Genomic DNA, 14,695 nt, shown 5'->3' with positions numbered 1-14,695 from the left:
GGGAATTGAGAGATGAGCGATACTGAAGCCAACGCCGCGGCGCCGAAGAAGAAGGGCGGCGCGATGAAATGGATCCTGATCGGCACCGGGCTGGTGGTGCTGGTCGGCGGAGGCGTGGGGGGCGGGCTCTATGCCGCCAATTCCGGCCTGATCGGCGGTAGCGGTGCGCATGCCGCCCCGGCCGATGCGGATGCGCCGCGCCTCGTCCCGAAGAGCGAGGAAGTCCGCGCGGAAACCAAGGGCGAGGGCGAAGAGGGCGCGAGCGGCGGCAAGCCGACGCCCAAGGGCGAGGGCGGGGACAAATACGCCTCGACCTATTATCAGCTTGAGAAGGAATTCACCTCGAACCTGCGCGAAAGCGTGCATTTCGTGCAGGTCGGGGTCGCGATTTCGACGCCCTACGACAACCGCGTGATCGAAAATCTGAAGACGCACGAGCTTGCCGTGCGATCGGCGATCCTGCTCGCGCTCGGCGAAACCAGCGAGGACGACGTGTTCACCGCCGACGGCAAGGTGAAGCTGCAGAAGCGGCTCGCCGCCGCAATCAACGGCGTATTGAAGGAAAAAGAGGGCTTTGGCGGAATTGGTAACGTCTACTTTACCAATTTCATTGTTCAGTGAACGGGCATGGTTAACGGCCCTTCAGACTTGGACACGCCCGAACGGCGCGAGCGGACCCGATCCGGTGCGGAGCACGCGCCGGCGCTGGGGACCGTAAATCTTAATCCGTTCGGCGATCTGCACGGCGTGCAGCATCTGACCGCGCGCCTTGCCAAGACACTGAAGCCGATCTTCGAGCCGCTGGTGGGCGAAGGGCTGCGCGTGTGGGCCGAGCCGCTCGCGGTGCAGCGCTTTGCCGATTATCGCGCCGAGCGGCCCGACGGGCTCACCGCCTGGCTGCCGCTGGCGATGGCGCCCGGTCGCGGGCGCGCGCTGATCGCGATCGATGGCAAGCTGACCTTCGAAATGCTCGACCGCTTCTTCGGCGGCGACGGCGAGGCGCCGCATCCGCTTCCGACCGAGTTCACCGGATCGGCGGAGATGCTGCTGACGCGGCTTTCGGGCCGCATCGCCGCCCAGCTCCAGCCCGCCTGGGACGTGCTGGCACAGATCGACTTCGCGCCGGTTCCGGTTCATGCCCCGCTGTCGGTCGTGCCCGAGATCGACGGCGGCGACGCGATGGTCGTGACCCGCATCGGCGTCGCGCACGGCAACGCCAAGCCACACTGGATCGACATCCTCTACCCCGTTTCGGCGCTGAAGCCCTACACGCCTTCGCTCACGGCCAAGGTGATCGGCGGCGAGCCGGAGGCCGAACCCGAATGGCGCAATGCGCTGACCCGCGCCGCGCTCGGCGTCCGGCTTCAGGTCCGCTCGGTGCTCGCCGAACCGGTGGTGCCGGTCCAGACGCTGATGGCGCTGAAGCCCGGCGACGTGATCCCGATCAGCTTCGGTCCCGATGTGCCGGTGATGGTCGCGCGCCGCGCGATCGGCGCCGGGACCGTCGGCACCGCCAACGGACGCGCCGCGATCCGCATGACCCGTTTCGACCCTCTCGAACTCGAGGACGCACGATGAACGACATGACTGCCAGCTTTGCCGCCGAAACCGCGGCGGCGGCCAATTTCCACCTGCTCCAGGATGTCGGGGTCAAGCTGACCGTCGAGATCGGATCGACCACGCTGACGCTGCGCGAACTGCTCGCGCTCTCGGAAACGAGCGTGATCGAGCTCGACCGCGAGGCCGACGAACTGCTCGACGTGTTCGTCAACGGCACGCTGATCGGCCGGGGCGAGGTGGTGACCGTCGGCGACAAGTTCGGCGTGCGCATGACCGAGCTGGTCGCACCCGAAAAGCGCGGCTGATCTACCGATGATGTGGTCCTACATCCTCAAGCTGGTGGTGCTGCTTCCGCTGGTCTGCGGCCTGCTGATCGGTTGCCTGTATCTGTGGCGGAAGCTCGAATCGCGGCTGCCGGGCAATCAGGGCGACCGCATGCTCAAGGTGCGCGAGACGATGATGGTCTCGACCGGCACGCGCATCGCGGTGCTCGAGGTCGAGGGCAAGCGCATCCTGGTGTCGGTGAGCCGCAACGGCGTCAGCCTGATCGACCGGATCGACGCATGAGCCCGATGCTGCGCCACCTTCTGCTGCTGCTCGGTGCGCTGGCGCTCGCGCTGTTCGCGGTCGCTCCGGCATTTGCGCAGGCGGCCGCCCCGGCGGTTCCGGTTGCGGTGCCGACGCCGGGCGCCGGCGATGCGATCGATCGCGCGCTGGGCGAGCTGGGCGGCGGCGACGCGCCGCTGTCGCTGTCGCTGCAGGTCCTCATCATCATGGGCCTGCTCACGATCCTTCCGGGCATCCTGCTGATGATGACCAGCTTTACGCGGATCATCATCGTGCTCGCGGTGCTGCGCCAGGCGCTGGGGCTGCAACAGACCCCGCCCAATCAGGTGCTGGTCGGCCTGTCGCTGTTCCTGTCCTTCTTCATCATGGCGCCGACACTAAACCAGATCAACGGCGTGGCGATCCAGCCCTATGCCGAAGGGCGCATCGGCGCGACCGAGATGATCGAGAAGGCCGGTGCGCCGCTGCATGCCTTCATGCTCGCGCAGACCCGGGTCAAGGACATCACCATGTTCGCCGGCATCGCCAAGACCGGGCCGATCGCCAACCCGCAGGATACGCCCTTTTCGATCCTGCTCCCCGCCTTCGTGACGAGCGAGCTCAAGACCGCATTCCAGATCGGCTTCCTGATCTTCCTGCCGTTCATCGTCATCGACCTGATCGTCGCCACCGTGCTGATGAGCCTGGGCATGATGATGATGTCGCCGACGATCATCTCGATGCCGTTCAAGCTGCTGCTGTTCGTGCTGGTCGATGGCTGGGCGCTGACGATGGGCAGCCTCGCCTCAAGTTTTAGTGGGTAGCCGGACCATGGACGCAGATTATTTCCTCTCCGTCGCGCGTGAGGCGATGTGGATCCTCGCGCTCGCTTCGGCGCCGATCCTGATCCCGGCGCTGTTGTCGGGCCTGATCCTCGGCATGGTCCAGGCGGCGACCTCGATCCAGGAGCAGACGCTTACCTTCGTGCCGAAACTGGCGATCGTCGGACTCAGCCTGGTGATCTTCGGCGGCATGATCATGACGCTGCTGGGCGATTTCACCACCGGCATCTTCGAACGCATTCCGGATTTGGTGCGGTGATCCCCACGTCGCTTCCGCTTCCGTCATTGCCGCGCAAGCGGGGACCCGTCCCCGCCGTCCGCGACATTCCCTTGTGGTGCGCGGGTGCGGAGTCCGGGATGCGGGCCTGCGCTGTCGTGGAGATGGCGGTGAGGGATCGCTCGAGCCGGTCGCTCCACTGACATGCTCGGCCTCGGCCTCTCGATCGAACCGCAATTGTGGACGCTGCTGTTCACGATGGTGCGGGTCGGTGCCGCGTTCCTCGCCGCGCCGGTGTTCGGCGCGGTGTCGGTGCCGCTCAACGTGCGCGTGCTGCTGACCGGTGCGGTCGCGATCCTGTCGATGAACGCCGCGCCGATTTCGCCGCCTTCGGAAATCTTCGGCGTCGCCACGATCCTGTCGGTCGCGGCCGAGGCGCTGGTCGGCCTCGCGCTCGGCTTCATCCTCCAGATCGCCTTCGCCGCGCCGCTGGTGGCGAGCGAAATGATCGGCGTGTCGATGGGTCTCAGCTTCGCGACCGCGGTCAACCCGCAGACCGGTCAGTCGACCCCGGCGCTGGGCCAGTTCCTGACGATCCTGCTGACGCTTCTGTTCCTTGCCGTCGACGGGCATCTCGTCCTGGTCGAGCTGGTGGTGCGTTCCTACACCTTGCTGCCGCCGGGCGGAGCGTGGCTGGCGCCGGACAAGCTCATGAACATCGTGCTGTTCGGCGGCTATGCGTTTCTCGCGGGCCTGCTGCTCGCGCTCCCGGTCGGTTTTCTGCTGCTCTGCCTCAACATCGTTGTCGGCATGCTGTCGCGTTCGGCCCCCGCGCTCAACCTGTTCGCGATCGGCATTCCTGCCAGCCTGGCGATGGGCGTGCTGGCGCTGCTGGTCGGCATGCCCGCCATGGGCGACTATATGCTGGTGATCGTGCGTGAAGCGCTCGATGCGGCGCAGCTGCTGGTGCTCGGCTGATGTCGGAAAGCGCAGGCGAAAAGACACAAGCCCCAACACCCAAGCGCAAACAAAAGGCGCTGGACGACGGCGATCTGATCAAATCGCGCGATTTCGGTGCGGCGCTGATCATCCTGCTCGGATGTGGCTGGATGGTGCTGTTGGGGCCGCAGCTGCTCGCCGCGATCCGCGAGGTCATGTCGGCGAGCTTCAGTTTTGGGCGCGCGGATATCGAAAGCTTCCAGCCGTGGAAGCCGCTGGCGATCGCCGGGTGGAAGCTTGCGCCCGCGCTCGGCGCGCTGCTCGGCGTCACGCTGCTCGGTGCCGTGCTGAGTCAGGCCGCACTGGGATCGCTGCGCTTCAACGGCAAGCTGATGGCGCCCAAGGGCAATCGCATCAATCCTGGCTCGGGCCTCAAGCGCATCTTCGGCCCCAATGGCTGGATCGAGCTGGGCAAGTCGCTGCTCAAGGTGATCCTGCTCGGCGGGATGGGCGCATGGATGCTGTGGGGTGCCGCCGGGCCGACGATGGGGCTGGTGTCGTCCGATCTCGGCACGGCGGTGAAGTCGCTCGGCGATACCTTTGCGACGCTGATCTTCGTGATGGCGGGCGGGTTGCTGCTGATCGCGGGCGTCGACCTGCCGATCCAGATCTTCCGCCATATGCAGCGGCTCAAGATGAGCTTTCAGGAAGTGAAGGACGAACACAAGCAGACCGAGGGCTCGCCCGAGGCGAAGGGCGCGCGCCGCCAGCGCCAGCGCGAACTGGCCAAGGGCGGGATGCGCAAGGCGATGGCGACCGCGCATGTCGTGCTGACCAACCCGACGCACTTCTCGGTCGCGTTGCGCTATGACGCGGGCAAGGATCAGGTGCCGGTCGTCGTCGCCAAGGGGCGCGGCGAGATCGCACTGGCGATCCGCGAGCTGGCCGACGAGCTGACAGTGCCGCGGATCGAACTGCCGCCGCTCGCCCGCGCCATCTATTTCACCAGCCGCGAGGGACAGGAGATTCGCGACGATCTCTACATGGCGGTCGCGACGGTGCTGGCGTTCGTCTTCGGCCTCGACAAGCGCGCCGGATCGCAGCTGCCGCAGGTCACCGTCCCGGCGACGGCGCAGTTCGACGAGGAAGGCCGTCAGACGGGCCTAAAGGGCGGCCGGTAATGGCCGTTAACCTGATCAGAGGGGGGCGTTATGGCCATTGAATCGATCGCCAAGACGATCGGCACCGGATCGGGCATCGACACGACCGCGCTCGTCCAGAATCTGGTCGACGCGCAGTTCGAGCCGAAGAATGCGCAGATCGCCGCGCGTGAGGAAAAGCTCACGGCGCAGATCACCGCCGCCTCGACCCACAAGTCCAACATCACCGGCTTCGCCAGCGCGCTGACCAGCCTGACGCGCGGCGGGACGCTGGCGACCCAGCCGACCAGCTCGCACCCCGCCATCCTGGGCGTGACGCGGCTGGCCGGCGCCAATCTCGCCAATCTCAACGCCAAGGTCGAGGTGCGCCAGCTTGCCTCGGCGCAGAGTGCTGCGTCGGCGCCCGTCGCGGATCGCACCGCGGCGGTGGGACGCGGCACGCTGACGCTCAATTTCGGCACTGCGACCGTCGCCGATGGCGCGATGACCGGCTTTACGCCGGGCACCGCCGATCCAGTCACGATCGCGATCGGCGCGGACAATTCCAGCCTGGACGGCATTGCGGCGGCGATCAACGCGGCCAATGCCGGGGTCACCGCCAGCATCCTGACCGACTCGAGCGGCGCGCGGCTGGTGATCAAAGGCGCCAGCGGCGAAGCGCGCGCCTTTACGCTGACAGCGACCGAAGCCCCCGGCCATGAGGGTCTGTCGGCGCTTGCGGTCGGGGTCGGCGCCGGGGGAACGACGATCGGGAGCGCCGCGGCCGACGCGATCGTCGCGGTCGACGGCGTGGCGCTGCGGCGCGATTCGAACAGCATTTCCGATCTGGTGCCGGGCGTGCGGCTCGATCTTACCTCGGCACAGCCGGGGACGAGCGTGTCGATCGGGAAGTCGCTCCCCACTGCGGCATTGCTCCAGGCCGCGCAGGATTTCGTCGCGACCTATAACGAGATGCTGGCCGGGCTGAACACGGACCTCGATCCGATGGGCGGGGCATTGCGCACCGATGGCGCGGCCAAGACGCTCAAGCGCCAGCTGCAGGGACTGACCGTGGCGACGCTGACCAGTGCGACCGACGGCAGCCCGACGACGCTGGCGCAGATCGGCATCCGGACCGAACGCGACGGATCGCTGACCGTGGATACGGCGGCGCTGAGCCGCGCGCTGGTGAACAATCCCAATGCCGTCGAGAAAATCTTCGCCGAGCCCGTCGGATCGTCGGCCAGCAAGAACGGGCTGGCGGGCGCGCTCAACGCGATCGCGACCGAAGCGGCAAGCACGATCCGCGGCCTGGGTGCGAGCGAGCTCAGCTATTCGCGCGCCAAGACCGATCTGGCCGACGATCGCGCGAAGGCTCTGGAGCAGGCGGACGCGATGCGCACGCGGATGACGCAGCAATATGCGACCATGGATGCGAAGGTCGCAGCGTACAAATCGACGATGACCTTCCTCCAGAACCAGGTCGACGCGTGGAACAAGCAGGATTGATGCGATGACCGCCCCCATGCGCCTCACCACCGATGCCGCCGCCACCTACCGCTCGATCGACGCGGTGGGGCGCACGGCGACTGCCGATCCGCACCAGCTGGTCGAACTGATGTACAAGGAATGCGTCGCGGCGCTCCGCTCGGCCGCTTTCGCTACCGAAAAGCGCCAGCTGGCGGTCAAGAGCGAGCGGATCGCACGCGCGACGGCGATCCTGTTTGCGCTCGAAGGCGGGCTCGATTTCGAGCGCGGCGGGGATGTCTCGCGCACGCTGGCGACGCTCTATCACGGGCTGCGCAGTCAGATCGTCCAGGCGAGCATCGGCCGTGACCCCGCGCCGTTTCGCGCGGTCGCCGACGATCTGGAGGAAATTGCCGGGGCGTGGAGCCAGGCACGCGCGGCCTGACCGGACCGGAATCTAACGCATCCGGTAGCTGAACCCGATCCATAGCGTGCGCGGCGTGGCGCGCTCGATCACGCCGGTTCCGCTCACTCCCGTCTCGACCCGGGCATCCGCGAGATTCTCACCCCGCAGTTCCAGTCCGATCGCATCGTTGAGCGGCAGGCTCAGTCGCGCGTCGAAGGTCAACGCGTCGGCCAGCGCGCGGTCGTTGAGGTCGTCCTCGAACTGCGCTGCGGCATAGCGCGCAGTGACCGATCCGGCGGCACGTTCGCCATGATAGCCGAGGCTCGCCGAGAGCTGGTGGGGAGCGGTCTGCGCGGGACGCTTTCCGTCGAGCGCCGCTGCTGCGGCCGACGCATCGACCCGCGTATCGGTATAGGCCCAGGATGCGCTCGCCCGCCACGGCCCCGCCTGCCAGCGCAGATCGAGTTCCACTCCGCGCGCGTCGACCGCGTCAAGGTTCAGCCGCTGGCGATAGGCGCCGCCTGCAGGGACGAACCCGACGCCGGGGAAGCTGCCCGGGCCGGTCCCCAGCGTCACATTGCCGATCGCATTATCGAGCCGGTTGAGAAACCCGGTGGCGCGCAGGCTGAGGCCCGCACTCGGGGTCAGATCGACGCCGATCTCGACCCCGCGCAGCCGCTCGGGATCGAGCAGCGCATTGGCCGCGGTCGCATCGGTTCCGGCGCGGAACGGGCGGTAGAGTTCGTTGAGCGTGGGCAGCCGCCAGCCGGTATATCCCGCGGCGCGCAGCGTGACGGCCTCGCTCGCGCGCCAGGCAAGTCCGGCGCGTCCGCTCGCTTCCCATCCACTGCGGTCGGCAAAGCCGATGTTCGTGAGCGGAGCGCCAGCTGCGAGCGGGGCTTCGAACAGATTTCCGTCGCGAATTGTCCAGCGATCGAGGCGTGCGCCGCCGCTCAGCGTCCAGTCGCCGCGCTCGATGCTCAGATCGGCAAAGGCGCCGGTCGTGTCGCTCGCGCCGCCCGCCGTGCGCCGCCGCGTCGGAGCACCGCTTACGAAACTGTAGCGCTCTTGCGTCCGCCCCTGCACGCTGCGCCGGTCCGCGCCCAGTCGCAGCGTGATGCCCGACCCCAGCGGCGGCTCGATCTCGATCCGCGCGCCGTGCCCGCGCGCGGGCACGTGCTGATCGAGCACCGGGGTCGCCGTGGCGCGCATCGCATCGACGCTGGCGAACCCGCTCGAAAAATCGCGGTGCTGCAGATAGGCAAGCGCCGACCAGCGCCAGGCACCGCGGCCGACGAGCCGCACACTGGCATCCGCGCCGCTGCTGTCGACCGGCGTGAAGGCGGTGCCGCGTTCGCGCGAATCGGTGAAGGCGGAGAGATTGGCCTGAAGCTCCACGTCCGGTGCAACCGGCGCGACGCCGCGTAGCGCGAGGCTGGCCTGGCGATAGGGCGCCGCGCGATCCGCCACGCCGCGGTCTTCGGCCACGGTCGGGACGAAGCCGTCGCCGCGCGCGAACTGCGCAGCCGCCGTCACTTCCCCCGCGCCGAGCCGCGCGCCGCCGGTCGCGACCAGATCGATCGACTCGCGGCTGCCATACCAGCCATTCAGCGCCAGCGGCCCCAGCTCGTCGGCGCTCGCACTGGTCAGTTCGACCGTACCGGCGAGCGCGCCTGCGCCATGATAGCCGCTTCCCCCGCCGCGCGTGATGCGCACCCCGGCCAGCCGCTGGGGCAGATAGGCGGGAAAGGGCACCCAACCGCCGAACGGATCCGCCTGGGGCACCCCGTCGAGCAAAAGCAGCGCGCGGCTCGACGCATTGCCGCCGATGCCGCGCAGGCTGATCCCTTGCGCGGTGGGATGGGAAGAGCGCGAATCCGCGCGGCGGAATTGCGCGACACCCGCGACATCGCGCAGTACGTCCTCGATCCGGCCGCTCCCGCTGTCCTCGATCCGCGCGCGATCGATCTCAGCGACGGCATAGGCGGCGTCGCCGGGCGGCGCGTCGAGCCCGCGACCGGTGATGACGATCTCCTGCGCCGCGACGGGGAAGGGCAGGGCAAGGAGAAAGACGAGGGGCGCCCCCCTCACTGCGGTTTGGTCCGGTCCGGGCTGGCTTCGATGAACGCATCGAGCGCCTGCGCCGCGGCGTCGGCGGCGAGCAGCGTCGGAAAGGGGTCGAGCGGGGTGTCGAACCGGCGCGCGTTATACAGCTGTGGCACCAGGAAGATGTCGGCGAGGTTGGGCGCGGTGCCGCCCAGGAACGGGCCCGGAGCCGAATTGGCGGCGGCCATCGCCTCGAGCGCGGTGAAGCCCTCAACGATCCAGTGACGGTACCAGTCGGCCTTAGCCGCTTCGTCCGCTCCGAACTGGCTCTCGAGTCGCTTGAGCACGCGCAGATTGTTGAGCGGGTGGATGTCGGCGGCGATGCTCAGCGCCATCGCCATAGTCGCGGCGCGCGCCAGCGGCTCGGCAGGAATCAGGCATGGATCGGGATAGGTCGCATCGAGCCATTCGATGATCGCCAGGCTCTGTGTCAGCACATGGCTGCCCCCGATCTCAAGTGCCGGAACGAAGCCCTGCGGATTGCGGGCGAGATGTGCGTCGCTGCGCTGCTCGCCCTTCACGAGGTGCACCTCGCGCCGCTCATACGGCACGTCCTTCAGATTGAGCGCGATGCGGACGCGATAAGCGGCGCTCGACCGGAAATAATCGTAGAGGATCAAGCCGCCGCCCCTTCCGGATCGGGTGCCGGGCCATCGTCGCTCTGGCCCTCGCCATAGCCCGCTTCGATCGCCTGTTCGGATCGCCGCTCCAGCGCGACCTTGATCATCGCGACGATCGGGTCGGCCAGCGCGAGGCCGAGAAAGCCGAACAGGGTGCTCATCAGAATCTGCGACGAAACGGTGAGCGCCGGCGGCATGTCCACCGTCCGCTTGGCAACGAGCGGAAGCAGCACATAGCCGTCGAACGTCTGCACCCCGAAATAGATGGCGATCGCCCATAGCCCCTCGGTCGGGCCGGCACTGAAGCCCACTGCCACCATCAGCACGCCGGAAATGAAGGCGCCGATGTTCGGGATGAAGGCGAGGATGCCGGTGAGGATGCCGAGCAGCAGCGCCATCGGGACGCCGGCGACTTCGAGCAGGACCCAGGTGATGAACCCTTCGAACACCATGCCGAGCAGGCGTCCAGCGAGCAGGACGCGCATCGTCCGCGCCATGCGCGCGAGCGTGATCGCGAACTGTTCGCGCGATCCCATCGGCACCATCCATTGCAGGCCACGCTCATAGATGCGCGGCTCCATGGCGACGAACAGGCCGATGACGAGGACGAGGAAGAAGCTTCCGATCGCCCCGATCGCCCCGCCGATGAACGAGGTGACGCGCCCCACCGATCCCAGCGCTTGCTGGGCGAGGCCGGTCAGGTCGGATGCGGCGGGCATGATCCCGAGGTTGCTGAGCCAGGCGCTGATGCGAACCGCCTGCCCCTCCAGCGTCTGGCGCAATTGTTCGGCCTGCGCGGCGATCTCAACGCCGGTGAGGTAGAAGACACCGGCGATGAAGGCGATCACCGCGAGCACGACGATGGCGAGCGCCAGACCGCGCGGGATCGGAAGCGCCTTGCGGATCAGCCGCACGCCGCCGTCGAGCATCGATGCCACGACGAGACCCGCGAAGATCAGCAGAAGCGGCTGGATCAGCAGCACGATCAGGGCCGCGGCGATGGCGAGCCCGAACCATACCGATGCGCGCCGCATCTCCGCGCGCATCACCGGATCGCGCATTTCGTTGGGACCGGGGGCGTGCGTGACGTTTACATCGTCCTGCGCGGTGCTGGTCATCGCGTCATGTCTCCGGCCGGTCGGGGTGCAGCGAATTGCCCGCTCGGCCCGATCGGAATGATCCGGCCCAGCTCAGCGGGTTCCAGCTCGCGCTGCCGTCGAGGCTGAAGGTGATGAATTCGGCGCGCCCGCCGATATTTTCGATCGGAACGGCGCCGCCCAGACCGCTTTGCGCGATCGACATGCGGCTGTCGGCGCTGTTGTCGCGATTGTCGCCCATCAGCCACACATGGCCCGCAGGCACGCGTACCGGCGCGAAATTGTCCGCCGTGGTCGGGCCGATGTCGATCGTATCGTAGCTGGACCCGTTGGGCAGCGTTTCGCGGACGATCTGGACGTTGCACACCAGCGCGCCTGTCGCATCGCGGCCCAGCGCGCCGGGATAATGGTCCGGATCGCAGGTCAGATTGTCATCGACCTTCAGCGCGCGCGTCCCCAGCTTTTCGCGCTGCACCGGCCGGCCGTCGATATAGAGGATGCCGCCATGCATCTCGACCAGGTCGCCGGGCAGGCCGATCACGCGCTTGATGTAATCGGTGCGCGCATCGGTCGGCGTGACGATGACGATATCGCCGCGCTTCGGGAGGCTCCCGAACAGCCGTCCGTCGATGAAGGGCAGGATATGGAAGGTCGGCGTGACGTAGGAATAGCCATAGGGATATTTGGTCACCACCAGCCGGTCGCCCACCAACAGCGTCGGCATCATCGATTCCGACGGGATGTAGAAGGGCTTGGCGATCAGGCTGTGAAACCCGAGCACGGCAAGGACGAGCCAGAAGATGCCGCGCGCTTCGCTCCACCAGTCGGTGCCGCCGCGCCCATGGTCTTCCTCGCCGTTCAACGCCAACTCCTTGGCCATCCCCGTCCCGTTCCTCATTCCGCTGCGCGGGGCAGCGCCTCGATCACCACCAGCGCCTGCGCCCAGGGATGGTCGTCGGTCAGCGTCAGATGCACCTTCACGACGTGACCCGGTGGCGTCATCGCGTCAAGCCGTGCCTTCGCGCCGCCGGTCAACGCCAGTGTCGGCGCCCCCGACGGCGCGTTGACCACACCGATGTCGCGCATGAACACGCCAGACTTGAAACCGGTCCCCACCGCCTTCGAAAAAGCCTCCTTGGCGGCGAATCGTTTTGCCAGCGTTGCGGCATAGCCCATGGGCCGGCGCGCTGCCTTGCGCAGCTCGACATCGGTGAACACGCGCTGCTCGAACCGCATGCCGAACCGGTCGAGCGAGTTCTGGATACGCTCGATGTTGCACAGGTCGGATCCGATGCCGATGATCATGGTGTCTCCGGTCGGGCCGGTGCCGCTGCGCCGTCAAACGCCAAAACCCTCACCGCGCCGCATCCATCAGGTCGCGCATCCGCTTAACCACCGGTGCCAGCCCCTCGAAGATCGCCTCGCCGATCAGGAAATGGCCGATGTTGAGTTCCGCCAGCTGCGGGATCGCCGCGATCGGCACGACATTGTCGAACGTCAGGCCGTGCCCGGCATGGACCTCGATCCCGTTCTTCGCCGCCAGCGCGGCGGCATCGGCGATACGGCGCAGTTCGGCGGTTCGCGCTTCACCCTCCAGCTCGCAATAGCGCCCGGTGTGCAGCTCGACCACCGGCGCGCCCAGCCGGATCGCCGCCTCGATCTGTGCCGGATCGGGTTCGATGAACAGCGACACGCGGATGTTCGCGCCCTTGAGTTCCGACACCATCGGCGCGAGCATATTGTGCTTGCCCGCGGCGTCCAGCCCGCCCTCGGTGGTCCGCTCCTCGCGCCGCTCGGGCACGATGCACGCGGCGTGGGGACGGTGGCGCAGCGCGATGCTCAGCATCTCGTCGGTCGCCGCCATTTCGAGGTTGAGCGGGACGGTCAGCTCGGCCGCCAGCCGCGCGATGTCGTCATCGGTAATATGCCGCCGGTCCTCGCGCAGATGCGCGGTAATGCCGTCGGCACCGGCCTGTGCCGCCAGCAACGCCGCGCGCACCGGATCGGGATAGCCGCTCCCGCGCGCATTGCGAACCGTCGCGACGTGATCGATGTTCACGCCGAGGCGCAGATGGCCGCTCATTCCCCAACCCTCTTGCCGCACGCTGCCGCACTCAAGAGATCGTGCGAAAAGCCGCTCCCCTGCCACACCTCACCAAAGTCGAACGGCGCGCGGTCGGAAAAGGCGATCACGGCGCGACCGATCTCGGGCAGGATGAAGTTGCGCACCTCGACCCCGCCGACCCCGCCGCGCCGCTCGATGATTCGGACCGGCTTGTCACAGCCCTTGAGCGGGGCCTCGAACGCCCATTGCCCCAGCGCCATATAGCCCAGGGCAGGATCGCCCTTCCACAGCACGGCCAGCGCGTCCTTCGGGAGCAGCGTCCCGTCCATCAGCGCCAGATCGAATTTGGCGAGAGCGTCGACCGATCCATACAGCCCGGCCGCCGCGCCGTAGCTCGCCAGATCGATCGCGGGTTCCGGCTTGCCCTCGATCATGCCGATGCGGGTAAAGCGCTCGCCGGGATAGGCGGCGAGGAAATCGATCTTCAGCGGCCTGGCGATGCGCTGCTCGACCAGCGCCGCCCAGGGCGTGCCGGTCACCGCCTCCAGCAGCGCGCCCAACACCAGATAGTCGCAATTATTGTACGACCAGTCGCCGCCCGGCGCGCCCTTGACCGGTCCCGCGCAATAGCCGGTCAGCGGATCGCGGCTGCCCGCGTATCCGGGCTGATAATAGGACGGAAAGCCGCCGGTCCCTACCGGGCTGTCGTCCGGATTGGGCAGACCGGAGCGGTGCTGGAGCAGCTGGCGGACCGTCACCGTCGCGGCATTGGCGCTGCGAAATCCGGGGAGATAGGCGGCGATCGGGCGGTCGAGTTCGACTCGCCCGGCGACGACCTCCTGCATCACCAGTACCGCGACGACCTGCTTCGTGACCGACGCCCAGCGCCAGGTCGCGCCGTCCTCGTCGCCGCGCGCGGGCTGGGGGAGCGGCCCGACGCGGCTCCAGCCGCCGCCCTGCGCATCGGCGATCCGGATATCGCCGCTGAACGCCGATTTCTCGACCAGCGCGTCCACCGCCTGCGCGTCGATCGGGGGCGCCGTCTGCGCCGTTGCTGCCTGCAGCAGCAGCGCGGCGAGCGCTATCTTCACGCCGCCCGGCTTCCCGGCTTGACCGCCGGGATCGCCGCCAGCTCGGACGGAAGTGCGTCGGGCGCATAGCTCGGAACGTCCAGTCGGATCAGCGGGAAGAAGGGGACACCGAGATCGACTGCGCCGTTCGACCGGTCGACCAGGCTCGCCGCGGCGATCACCTCGCCCCCGGCGTCGGCGATCGCGCGGATCGCCTCGCGCGAGGAAAGCCCGGTGGTGACGACGTCCTCCATCATCAGCACCTGCTGGCCCGGCTCCAGCGCAAAGCCGCGGCGCAACTCGAACGTGCCGGTCGGGCGCTCGACGAACATCGCGTCGACATTGAGCGCGCGGGCGACTTCCTGTCCTGCGATCACACCGCCCATCGCGGGCGAGACGACAGCAGTGATCTTCGCGCGCAGCTCGGCGGGGATCTTGGCCGCGACCGCTTCGGCCAGCCGCGCCGCGCGCGCCGGGTTCATCAGCACCCGCGCACATTGCAGATAGCGCGGGCTGCGCAGCCCCGACGACAGGATGAAATGACCCTCGAGCAGCGCCTGCGCCGCCCTGAATTCGTTCAGAACATCGTCCTCGGTCACGCCGCCGCCTGCTCCCTTGTAG

General features: G+C 67.8%; 18 protein-coding genes. 10 read left to right on the top strand and 8 right to left on the bottom strand.

The annotated features are described in order from the left end of the window. Positions 1–12: 12 nt before the first annotated feature. The 10 genes from ABS767_RS03960 (at position 13) to ABS767_RS03915 (ending at position 7,155) form a co-directional block, all read left to right on the top strand. Positions 13–621, top strand: coding sequence for a flagellar basal body-associated FliL family protein (locus tag ABS767_RS03960; RefSeq protein WP_408077061.1), 609 nt, complete (start codon positions 13–15; stop codon positions 619–621). Between the two features lie 27 nt (positions 622–648). Next, the gene (locus tag ABS767_RS03955; RefSeq protein ID WP_408077060.1) at positions 649–1,578 is read left to right on the top strand and encodes a FliM/FliN family flagellar motor switch protein; all 930 of its coding nucleotides are present in this window, start codon (positions 649–651) and stop codon (positions 1,576–1,578) included. Continuing rightward, a complete protein-coding gene (fliN, locus tag ABS767_RS03950) occupies positions 1,575–1,865 on the top strand; it encodes a flagellar motor switch protein FliN (protein ID WP_408077059.1) in 291 nt (96 codons plus the stop codon). The genes ABS767_RS03955 and fliN overlap by 4 nt, the downstream gene beginning before the upstream one ends. Positions 1,866–1,872: 7 nt before the next feature. Further along, positions 1,873–2,127 (top strand): flagellar biosynthetic protein FliO, encoded by a 255-nt coding sequence (locus tag ABS767_RS03945; protein ID WP_408077058.1) that lies wholly within the window; start codon positions 1,873–1,875, stop codon positions 2,125–2,127. Next, positions 2,124–2,930: a flagellar type III secretion system pore protein FliP gene (gene fliP, locus ABS767_RS03940; protein WP_408077057.1), complete on the top strand. Its 807-nt coding sequence runs from the start codon at positions 2,124–2,126 to the stop codon at positions 2,928–2,930. The genes ABS767_RS03945 and fliP overlap by 4 nt, the downstream gene beginning before the upstream one ends. Before the next feature lie 7 nt (positions 2,931–2,937). Next, positions 2,938–3,207 carry a flagellar biosynthesis protein FliQ gene (fliQ, locus tag ABS767_RS03935; RefSeq protein WP_408077056.1) on the top strand — a complete coding sequence of 90 codons (270 nt, stop codon included), beginning with the start codon at positions 2,938–2,940 and terminating at the stop codon, positions 3,205–3,207. 162 nt (positions 3,208–3,369) lie between these two features. Beyond that, positions 3,370–4,143 carry a flagellar biosynthetic protein FliR gene (gene fliR / locus ABS767_RS03930; protein WP_408077055.1) on the top strand — a complete coding sequence of 258 codons (774 nt, stop codon included), beginning with the start codon at positions 3,370–3,372 and terminating at the stop codon, positions 4,141–4,143. Beyond that, positions 4,143–5,285: an EscU/YscU/HrcU family type III secretion system export apparatus switch protein gene (locus ABS767_RS03925; protein WP_408077054.1), complete on the top strand. Its 1,143-nt coding sequence runs from the start codon at positions 4,143–4,145 to the stop codon at positions 5,283–5,285. Before fliR ends, ABS767_RS03925 begins: the two co-directional genes overlap by 1 nt. A 30-nt stretch (positions 5,286–5,315) precedes the next feature. Next, positions 5,316–6,752 carry a flagellar filament capping protein FliD gene (gene fliD, locus ABS767_RS03920; RefSeq protein ID WP_408077053.1) on the top strand — a complete coding sequence of 479 codons (1,437 nt, stop codon included), beginning with the start codon at positions 5,316–5,318 and terminating at the stop codon, positions 6,750–6,752. Between the two features lie 4 nt (positions 6,753–6,756). Beyond that, a complete protein-coding gene (locus ABS767_RS03915) occupies positions 6,757–7,155 on the top strand; it encodes a flagellar export chaperone FliS (RefSeq protein WP_408077052.1) in 399 nt (132 codons plus the stop codon). A gap of 12 nt (positions 7,156–7,167) precedes the next feature. Here the strand turns inward: ABS767_RS03915 and ABS767_RS03910 are convergent, their stop codons facing one another. Genes ABS767_RS03910 through pyrE form a run of 8 tightly spaced genes read right to left on the bottom strand, consistent with a single transcriptional unit; the run spans position 7,168 to position 14,673 of the window. Further along, the gene (locus ABS767_RS03910; RefSeq protein WP_408077051.1) at positions 7,168–9,207 is read right to left on the bottom strand and encodes a TonB-dependent receptor; all 2,040 of its coding nucleotides are present in this window, start codon (positions 9,205–9,207) and stop codon (positions 7,168–7,170) included. Then, entirely contained in the window at positions 9,204–9,842 is a 639-nt protein-coding gene (gene maiA, locus ABS767_RS03905) for a maleylacetoacetate isomerase (RefSeq protein ID WP_408077050.1), read from the bottom strand. The genes ABS767_RS03910 and maiA overlap by 4 nt, the downstream gene beginning before the upstream one ends. Next, positions 9,839–10,960 carry an AI-2E family transporter gene (locus ABS767_RS03900; protein ID WP_408077049.1) on the bottom strand — a complete coding sequence of 374 codons (1,122 nt, stop codon included), beginning with the start codon at positions 10,958–10,960 and terminating at the stop codon, positions 9,839–9,841. The genes maiA and ABS767_RS03900 overlap by 4 nt, the downstream gene beginning before the upstream one ends. A 4-nt stretch (positions 10,961–10,964) precedes the next feature. Further along, positions 10,965–11,819 carry a signal peptidase I gene (lepB, locus tag ABS767_RS03895; protein ID WP_408077048.1) on the bottom strand — a complete coding sequence of 285 codons (855 nt, stop codon included), beginning with the start codon at positions 11,817–11,819 and terminating at the stop codon, positions 10,965–10,967. Positions 11,820–11,833: 14 nt separating this feature from the next. After that, a complete protein-coding gene (gene acpS, locus ABS767_RS03890) occupies positions 11,834–12,244 on the bottom strand; it encodes a holo-ACP synthase (protein ID WP_408077047.1) in 411 nt (136 codons plus the stop codon). A gap of 49 nt (positions 12,245–12,293) precedes the next feature. Further along, positions 12,294–13,022, bottom strand: a complete 729-nt coding sequence (locus tag ABS767_RS03885) for a pyridoxine 5'-phosphate synthase (RefSeq protein WP_408077046.1) — start codon at positions 13,020–13,022, stop codon at positions 12,294–12,296. Then, positions 13,019–14,095: a serine hydrolase domain-containing protein gene (locus tag ABS767_RS03880; RefSeq protein ID WP_408077045.1), complete on the bottom strand. Its 1,077-nt coding sequence runs from the start codon at positions 14,093–14,095 to the stop codon at positions 13,019–13,021. Before ABS767_RS03880 ends, ABS767_RS03885 begins: the two co-directional genes overlap by 4 nt. Then, a complete protein-coding gene (pyrE, locus tag ABS767_RS03875) occupies positions 14,092–14,673 on the bottom strand; it encodes an orotate phosphoribosyltransferase (protein WP_408078645.1) in 582 nt (193 codons plus the stop codon). Before pyrE ends, ABS767_RS03880 begins: the two co-directional genes overlap by 4 nt. Positions 14,674–14,695: the final 22 nt, after the last annotated feature.

This window comes from Sphingomonas plantiphila (genome assembly GCF_046000505.1).
In the GTDB taxonomy this organism is placed as follows: domain Bacteria; phylum Pseudomonadota; class Alphaproteobacteria; order Sphingomonadales; family Sphingomonadaceae; genus Sphingomonas; species Sphingomonas plantiphila.
The sequence above is the reverse complement of the archived record's forward strand: the minus strand, read 5'-3'. Positions and strand labels throughout refer to the sequence as shown.

Bases quoted from the DNA above. Each gene is read 5' to 3' on its own strand.
- ABS767_RS03960 (WP_408077061.1), top strand. From the start codon at position 13: ATGAGCGATACTGAAGCCAACGCCGCGGCGCCGAAGAAGAAGGGCGGC.
- fliN (WP_408077059.1), top strand. From the start codon at position 1,575: ATGAACGACATGACTGCCAGCTTTGCCGCCGAAACCGCGGCGGCGGCC.
- ABS767_RS03945 (WP_408077058.1), top strand. From the start codon at position 1,873: ATGATGTGGTCCTACATCCTCAAGCTGGTGGTGCTGCTTCCGCTGGTC.
- fliP (WP_408077057.1), top strand. From the start codon at position 2,124: ATGAGCCCGATGCTGCGCCACCTTCTGCTGCTGCTCGGTGCGCTGGCG.
- fliQ (WP_408077056.1), top strand. From the start codon at position 2,938: ATGGACGCAGATTATTTCCTCTCCGTCGCGCGTGAGGCGATGTGGATC.
- fliR (WP_408077055.1), top strand. From the start codon at position 3,370: ATGCTCGGCCTCGGCCTCTCGATCGAACCGCAATTGTGGACGCTGCTG.
- ABS767_RS03925 (WP_408077054.1), top strand. From the start codon at position 4,143: ATGTCGGAAAGCGCAGGCGAAAAGACACAAGCCCCAACACCCAAGCGC.
- fliD (WP_408077053.1), top strand. From the start codon at position 5,316: ATGGCCATTGAATCGATCGCCAAGACGATCGGCACCGGATCGGGCATC.
- ABS767_RS03915 (WP_408077052.1), top strand. From the start codon at position 6,757: ATGACCGCCCCCATGCGCCTCACCACCGATGCCGCCGCCACCTACCGC.
- ABS767_RS03900 (WP_408077049.1), bottom strand. From the start codon at position 10,960: ATGACCAGCACCGCGCAGGACGATGTAAACGTCACGCACGCCCCCGGT.
- lepB (WP_408077048.1), bottom strand. From the start codon at position 11,819: ATGGCCAAGGAGTTGGCGTTGAACGGCGAGGAAGACCATGGGCGCGGC.
- acpS (WP_408077047.1), bottom strand. From the start codon at position 12,244: ATGATCATCGGCATCGGATCCGACCTGTGCAACATCGAGCGTATCCAG.
- ABS767_RS03885 (WP_408077046.1), bottom strand. From the start codon at position 13,022: ATGAGCGGCCATCTGCGCCTCGGCGTGAACATCGATCACGTCGCGACG.